General features: G+C 66.0%; 8 protein-coding genes. 6 read left to right on the forward strand and 2 right to left on the reverse strand.

The window, feature by feature from the left end; all coding sequences use genetic code 11:
- Positions 1-769 (reverse strand): radical SAM protein (locus tag RMN84_RS01400; RefSeq protein ID WP_309610421.1); only part of this gene is annotated, 769 nt, incomplete at its 3' end.
- A 189-nt stretch (positions 770-958) separates the two neighbouring features.
- Between RMN84_RS01400 and RMN84_RS01405 the strand changes: the two genes are divergently transcribed.
- The 6 genes from RMN84_RS01405 to RMN84_RS01430 all read left to right on the forward strand — a co-directional run bounded on the left by RMN84_RS01405 (position 959) and on the right by RMN84_RS01430 (position 5,821).
- Positions 959-1,330 carry a hypothetical protein gene (locus RMN84_RS01405; protein WP_309610422.1) on the forward strand — a complete coding sequence of 124 codons (372 nt, stop codon included), beginning with the start codon at positions 959-961 and terminating at the stop codon, positions 1,328-1,330.
- Positions 1,331-1,408: 78 nt separating this feature from the next.
- A complete protein-coding gene (locus RMN84_RS01410) occupies positions 1,409-2,719 on the forward strand; it encodes a UDP-glucose/GDP-mannose dehydrogenase family protein (RefSeq protein WP_309610423.1) in 1,311 nt (436 codons plus the stop codon).
- Between the two features lies 1 nt (position 2,720).
- Complete coding sequence (locus RMN84_RS01415) at positions 2,721-3,992, forward strand: nucleotide sugar dehydrogenase (RefSeq protein ID WP_309610424.1); 1,272 nt, start codon at positions 2,721-2,723, stop codon at positions 3,990-3,992.
- 45 nt (positions 3,993-4,037) lie between these two features.
- Positions 4,038-5,282 carry a sugar transferase gene (locus RMN84_RS01420; protein WP_309610425.1) on the forward strand — a complete coding sequence of 415 codons (1,245 nt, stop codon included), beginning with the start codon at positions 4,038-4,040 and terminating at the stop codon, positions 5,280-5,282.
- Positions 5,283-5,332: 50 nt separating this feature from the next.
- Positions 5,333-5,518 carry a hypothetical protein gene (locus RMN84_RS01425; RefSeq protein WP_309610426.1) on the forward strand — a complete coding sequence of 62 codons (186 nt, stop codon included), beginning with the start codon at positions 5,333-5,335 and terminating at the stop codon, positions 5,516-5,518.
- Between the two features lie 63 nt (positions 5,519-5,581).
- A complete protein-coding gene (locus tag RMN84_RS01430; RefSeq protein ID WP_309610427.1) occupies positions 5,582-5,821 on the forward strand; it encodes a hypothetical protein in 240 nt (79 codons plus the stop codon).
- Here the strand turns inward: RMN84_RS01430 and RMN84_RS01435 are convergent.
- Positions 5,822-6,451, reverse strand: a 630-nt coding sequence (locus tag RMN84_RS01435; protein ID WP_309610428.1) for a toprim domain-containing protein, incomplete at its 5' end; no start/stop codon positions are given.

Here is a 6,451-nt window from a genome sequence, read left to right on the forward strand (position 1 = left end):
CGGCCATCAGCGGGATGACGCTGTCGACGTGGGGATAGGGATAGACATAGTGGAGCCTCACCCAGGCACCCAATTCGCCCAGTTCGCGGGCGAGATCGGTCATGTGCGCGCGCACCTCGCCGCCCTTCCACGGGCGGACGCCATGCTTGAGGTCGAGGCCGTAGGCGCTGGTGTCCTGGCTGATGACGAGCAGCTCTCGCGTGCCGGCGGCGATCAGCTTCTCGGCCTCGCGCAGGATGGCGTGGGGCGGGCGGCTGACGAGGTCGCCACGGATCGAGGGAATGATGCAGAAGGCGCAGCGATGGTTGCAGCCCTCGGAGATTTTCACATAGCTGTAGTGGCGCGGGGTGAGCTTGAGGTCGGGGCCGAGGTCCGCCTGCGGCACCAGATCGAGATAGGCGTGGGGAATCGGCGGGGCGGCGGCGTGGACGGCGGCGACCACCTCGTCATATTGCTGCGGCCCGGTGATCGCGAGGACGCGCGGGAAGCGGGCGCGGATGACGTCGGCTTCCTTGCCCATGCAGCCGGTGACGACGACCCGTACATTCTCTGCGAATCCCTCGCCGATCGCTTCGATCGATACCTCCTTGGCGCTATCGAGGAAGCCGCAGGTGTTGACCAGCACGACGTCGGCGCCGGCATAGTCGGGCGACATCTGATAGCCGTCGGCGCGCAATTTCGTGAGGATGCGCTCGCTGTCGACCAATGCCTTGGGACAGCCGAGCGAAACCATGCCGACGCGCGGCGGGGTGGGGAGGGTGGTGGCCATGGGAAGGCGCGGCCCATAGCGCGGTTCAGGCGCGAAAGCGAGGCGTCAGATCTTCGCCGCCGCGAAGATCGGGCCGTGCTTGCCCGACCGGACCAGAATGGCGCGGGGCTGGACGTATTCACGAAAGCCGATGCGCGGGGAGGCTAATCTTGCTACCGCCGACGATGTTGGGGGCGGCCGGGGGGGCAAATGATGGCTATTGCATTGGTCTTGGCGGGCGTGGCGTGCATTATCGCTGCGATCGTCGGCGGGGGCGTCAAGCTGCGCGACGTGGAATTTCCGACAGTCCAGTCGCTGTGGCGGCAATTGATGCTCGGCGGCTTCGGGCTGCTGCTCTCCCTGGCGGGCGCGGTGGTGGCGTCGGAGGACCCGCCGGAGTCCACAGCTGATATCGTAAACACGGAGACGCTGGCTGCCGACCCGGCCAACGGCACGGAGCCGTCAAACGAGGCGGTCGATCCGAATGCGGTCGATCCCAACGCAGCCGCTGGCGAGGCGAGTGATCCCAATGCGACGGCGACCGAAACCGAAACGTCGGCGAGCGAAAACAGCGGCGGCTGAGTCGATCAAGCGGCTGGCCTTGCCGTCACCGGATAGCTATGCCTCGCGCGATCGTCTTCACGTCGGAATCATTTACCAATGCGTATCACCATGATCGGCACGGGCTATGTCGGTCTCGTTTCGGGCGCCTGCCTGGCGGATTTCGGGCATGACGTGACCTGCGTCGACAAGGATGCGCGCAAGATCGAGCTGATCCACGGCGGCACGATGCCGATCTGGGAGCCTGGGCTGGAGGCGCTGGTCAAGTCGAACATGGCGCGCGGGCGGCTGACGTTCACGACCGACCTGGCCGAGGGGGCCGCCGAGGCGGATGCGGTGTTCATCGCGGTGGGGACACCGGCGCGGCGCGGCGACGGGCATGCCGATCTGACCTATGTCTATGCCGCCGTGCGCGAGCTGGCCGGGGCGCTTAAGGGCCCGGTGGTGGTCGTGACCAAGTCGACCGTGCCGGTCGGCACCGGCGACGAGATTGCCCGTATTCTGAAGGAGGAGGGGGCGCCCGAGGGTACTAGCGTCGCGTCCAACCCTGAATTCCTGCGCGAGGGCGCGGCCATTCGCGACTTCAAGATTCCCGACCGCATCGTCGTTGGCGCCGAGGACCAGCGCTCGCGCGACGTGATGGCCGAGATTTACCGGCCGTTGTTCCTCAACCAGGCACCGCTGCTGTTCACCGGGCGGCGCACGGCCGAACTGACTAAGTACGCCGCCAACGCCTTCCTGGCGATGAAGATCAGCTTCATCAACGAGATCGCCGATTTGTGCGAAGCGGTCGGGGCGGATGTGCAGGATGTCGCGCGCGGGATCGGACTCGATAATCGGATCGGGTCGAAGTTCCTTCACGCCGGGCCGGGCTATGGCGGGAGCTGTTTCCCCAAGGACACGCTGGCGCTGCTCAAGACCGCCGAGGACTATGGCGTGCGGCAACGGATTGTCAGCACGGTCGTCGAGGTCAATGACGCGCGCAAGGCGCAGATGGCCGAGCGCGTGCGCGACGCGCTGGGCGGGAGCCTGGACGGTAAGCGCGTCGGGCTGCTGGGGCTGACGTTCAAGCCGAATACCGACGACATGCGCGACAGCCCGTCGATCCCCCTGGCGCAGGCGCTGATGGCGGGCGGCGCGGTGGTGGCGGCGTTCGACCCGGTCGGGCGTGAGCAGGCCGAGCCGCTGCTGCCCGGGGTGCAATTCGCAGCCAATGCCTACGCGGCGGCGGAGGGTGCCGATGCACTGGTCATCGTGACGGAGTGGGACGAATTTCGCGCGCTCGACCTTGGCCGGATGGCCAAGGGTATGCGCGGCAATGCGCTGATCGACCTGCGCAACATCTATGACCGCGAGACGGTCGAGCGGGCGGGCCTGACCTATCGCGGGGTTGGGCGCGGCACGCGCTAGGATGATCGCCGGGGGGCCGCACATCGTCGTCGTCGGACTGGGCTACGTCGGACTGCCGCTGGCGGTGGCGCTGGCGCGGCATTTTCCGACCATCGGGCTGGATATCGATGCGGGGCGAATTGCGGAGCTAACGTCCGGCCATGATCGCACGCGGGAGGTCGCGCCGAACTTGCTGGCCGCGAGCCTTCTTCGGCTGACCGCGGAGGCCATCGATTGTGCCGGGGCGGACCTGTATATCGTAACCGTGCCGACGCCGGTCGATGCGGATAATCAGCCCGACCTTGGCGCCGTGATCGCCGCGTCGCGGACGGTGGCGGGGCTGATCGACCCGGCGAAGCGACCGACGGTGGTGTTCGAAAGCACCGTCTATCCAGGCGTGACCGAGCAATTGTGCGGCGGCGAGATCGAGCAGGCGGGCAGCCTGAGGCGCGGTCGCGATTTCCGGCTGGGCTACAGCCCCGAGCGGATCAACCCGGGTGACCGCGAGCATAGCGTCGAGCGGATCACCAAGGTCATCGCCGGCGAAGATGACGAGGTCGTCGAGCAACTCGCCGCCGTTTATGGCGCGGTGACGAGTGGCGGGGTCTATCGCGCGGCGTCGATCAAGGCCGCCGAGGGCGCCAAGGTAATCGAAAACGCCCAGCGCGACATCAACATCGCCTTCATGAACGAAGTCGCCCAGATCATGGCGAAGATCGACGTGTCGGTGTGGGATGTGCTGGCGGCGGCACGGACGAAATGGAATTTTCTGCCGTTCGATCCGGGGCTGGTCGGGGGGCACTGCATCGGCGTCGATCCTTATTATCTGAGCCACCTGGCGCAGCGGCTGGGGCATGAGCCGCACGTCATCCTGGCCGGGCGCGGGACCAACGACAGAATGGGCGCGTGGATCGCCGACCGGCTGCACGAACGGCGCGGCGGGCAGGCCGGATCGGTGCTGGTGCTGGGGCTGACCTTCAAGGAAAATGTGCCCGATTTGCGCAATAGCCGGACGATCGACGTGATCCGGCGGCTGGAGGCGTTGGGGCACCGAGTGAGCGTGGCCGATCCGCTGGCCGATGCGGACGAGGCGCAGCGCGACTATGGCTTCGCGTTGACGGCGGTCGGCCCAGCGCGGTACGATCTGGTGCTCGGTGCTGTGGGGCACAAGGAATATCGCGACATGGATGCACGGCATCTGGCGGCGCTGCTGACCGAAGGCGGGACGCTGGCGGACGTGAAGGGCATTTGGCGATCGCTCGACCTGCCCGGCGTCGATCGCTGGAGCTTGTAGGTGCTTCACTCCACGCCCGTCCGGTCGATCCAGCGGCGATCGCCCATGACGCGGCGGCGAGTGCAATTGCTCGGCGCGCTGCTCGTCAGCGCGTTCCTCCCCTATTTCATCCGGCTGGCGCTGACGCCGGGGAGCGCGGGCGATCCGCCGGCGCTCAACACCTTTGGCGGCAATGCGGTGGCGGTGTTCATCGCCTTCTGGGTGCGGCTCTCGGTCGAGCCCTTCCCGGGGGTGCGGTCGAGTTCGCTGAACCTGCCGGTCGCGTCGGCCAGCCATGCGCTGGTGGTGGTCGCGATCGTCCTGTTGCGCCTGCCCTATGACCGCAGCTTCCTGCTGGCAGGATATATCGTTCACCTGCTGTGGCTCTACGCCATTTATTTCTTCGCCCAGCGGCGCGACGATCTGGCGATCGCGATCGTGCCGTTCGGCGACCATCGCGGGCTGACCGACATCGAGACGATCGACTGGCGCGTGATGCAGCGACCGTCATTCGACGAGCTCGACGGGTGCGAGGCGATCGTCGCCGATTTCGGGGCCGACATGCCGGCCGAATGGGAGGCGTTCCTGGCCGATGCAGCGGTCGACGGGCGGGTGGTCTATCAGGTCAAGCAATTGTTCGAATCGCTGACCGGGCGGGTCGAGATCGAGCATATCAGCGAGAATGGGTTCGGCAGCCTGATGCCGGCGCGGGGCTATTTCCACTTCAAGGAAATGCTCGATTTGTCCGTGGCGGTGGTGGCACTGCCGGTGGTGGTGCCGGTCATTGCGGTGGTCGCGCTGGCTATCCTGGTTGAGGGCAAGGGGCCGGTGTTCTTCCGCCAGGACCGGGTCGGCCACGGCGGGCGCATGTTCCGCGTTATGAAGTTCCGCACGATGCAGCATTTTGACGAGGACGCGCCGCCGGGCGACCGTGAGCGAGCGATCACGCTGATTGCCGACGTTCGGATTACGCCGCTCGGCCGGATCCTGCGTCACGCCCGCATCGACGAACTGCCGCAGCTGTGGAACATCCTGCGCGGCGAGATGAGCTGGATCGGCCCCCGGCCCGAAGCCGAGGAACTCTCAAGCTGGTATACCGATGAAATTCCATTCTATCGCTACCGCCATGTGGTGAAGCCGGGGATATCGGGCTGGGCACAGGTCAATCAGGGTCATGTCGCCGACGTCGACGAGGTCCACCGCAAGCTGCACTATGATTTCTACTACATCAAATATTTCTCGCCGTGGCTGGACTTGCTGATCCTATTCCGGACGGTGAAGACGATGCTGACGGGGTTTGGCGCGCGGTAGAGGCGGCAGATAATGGCGCGATTGATGGGAGTCGACGTAATGATGCGAACTTGTTGATCGCTGCCATGGGCATTCTTGCTGCCCCAGCCACGGTCGCGACGTCCCGGTCAATCGAATCGGAAATTCGCCGAGTGGAGGCGCGGCAAGAGGCGACGTGGAACGCGCATGACAGCGTCGCCTACGCCGCGCTGTTCGCCGCAGATGCGGACGTAGTCAACTTGCTCGGCTGGCACTGAAAGGGCCGGGCGGAGCTGCGCGACAAGCTGCGCCGCGCCTTCGCAACGGTGTTCAGCCGGAGCATGCTGCATGTCGAGGCGGTGAGGGAGCGGTTCGTCGCGCCGCGCGTTGTGGTGGCGCATGTCGGTTGGACGATGACCGGGGCGCTCAGTCCCGACGGATCGGGCGGCAATGTGCCACAGCGCGGAATCCAGACGCAGGTGCTGACGCGCGGGGCGGGCGGGTGGATGATCGTCGCGTTCCAGAACACCAATTCGGTGCCGGAACGGGTGTTTGAAACACTAGGCGCACCTCCCAAATAATTAGGCGTCAATCGCCCCCTCTTCGACTGACGCCGCGCTGGCCTGGATGAAGTTGAAGCGATGTTCGGGGTTCTTGCCCATGAGGCGCTCGACCAGGTCCTTGACCGGTTGGCGGTCCTGGTACTCGGCGGGCAGGGTGATGCGAATGAGGGACCGGCTGGCCGGGTCCATCGTCGTCTCCTTGAGCTGGTTGGGGTTCATTTCCCCGAGCCCCTTGAAGCGGCCGACATCGACCTTCTTGCCCTTGAACTCCTTGGCCTCGATCTCCTCGCGGTGGGCGTCGTCGCGGGCGTAGAGCGACTTGGCGCCGACGGTCAGGCGATAGAGCGGCGGCTGGGCGAGGAAGAGGTGGCCGCGGCGGACGAGCTCGGGCATTTCCTGAAAGAAGAAGGTCATCAGCAGGGTGGCGATGTGGGCGCCGTCGACGTCGGCGTCGGTCATGATGATGATTCGCTCGTAGCGTAGCGCATCCTCGTCGAAGCGGTCGCGGATACCGCAGCCGAGCGCGAGCTGGAGGTCGGCGATCTCGCCATTGGCGCGGATCTTGTCGGCGGTGGCGCTGGCGACGTTGAGGATCTTGCCGCGGATGGGGAGGATCGCCTGGGTCTTGCGGTTGCGCGCCTGCTTGGC

The organism is Sphingomonas sp. (assembly GCF_031380695.1).
Classification (GTDB): Bacteria; Pseudomonadota; Alphaproteobacteria; order Sphingomonadales; family Sphingomonadaceae; genus Sphingomicrobium.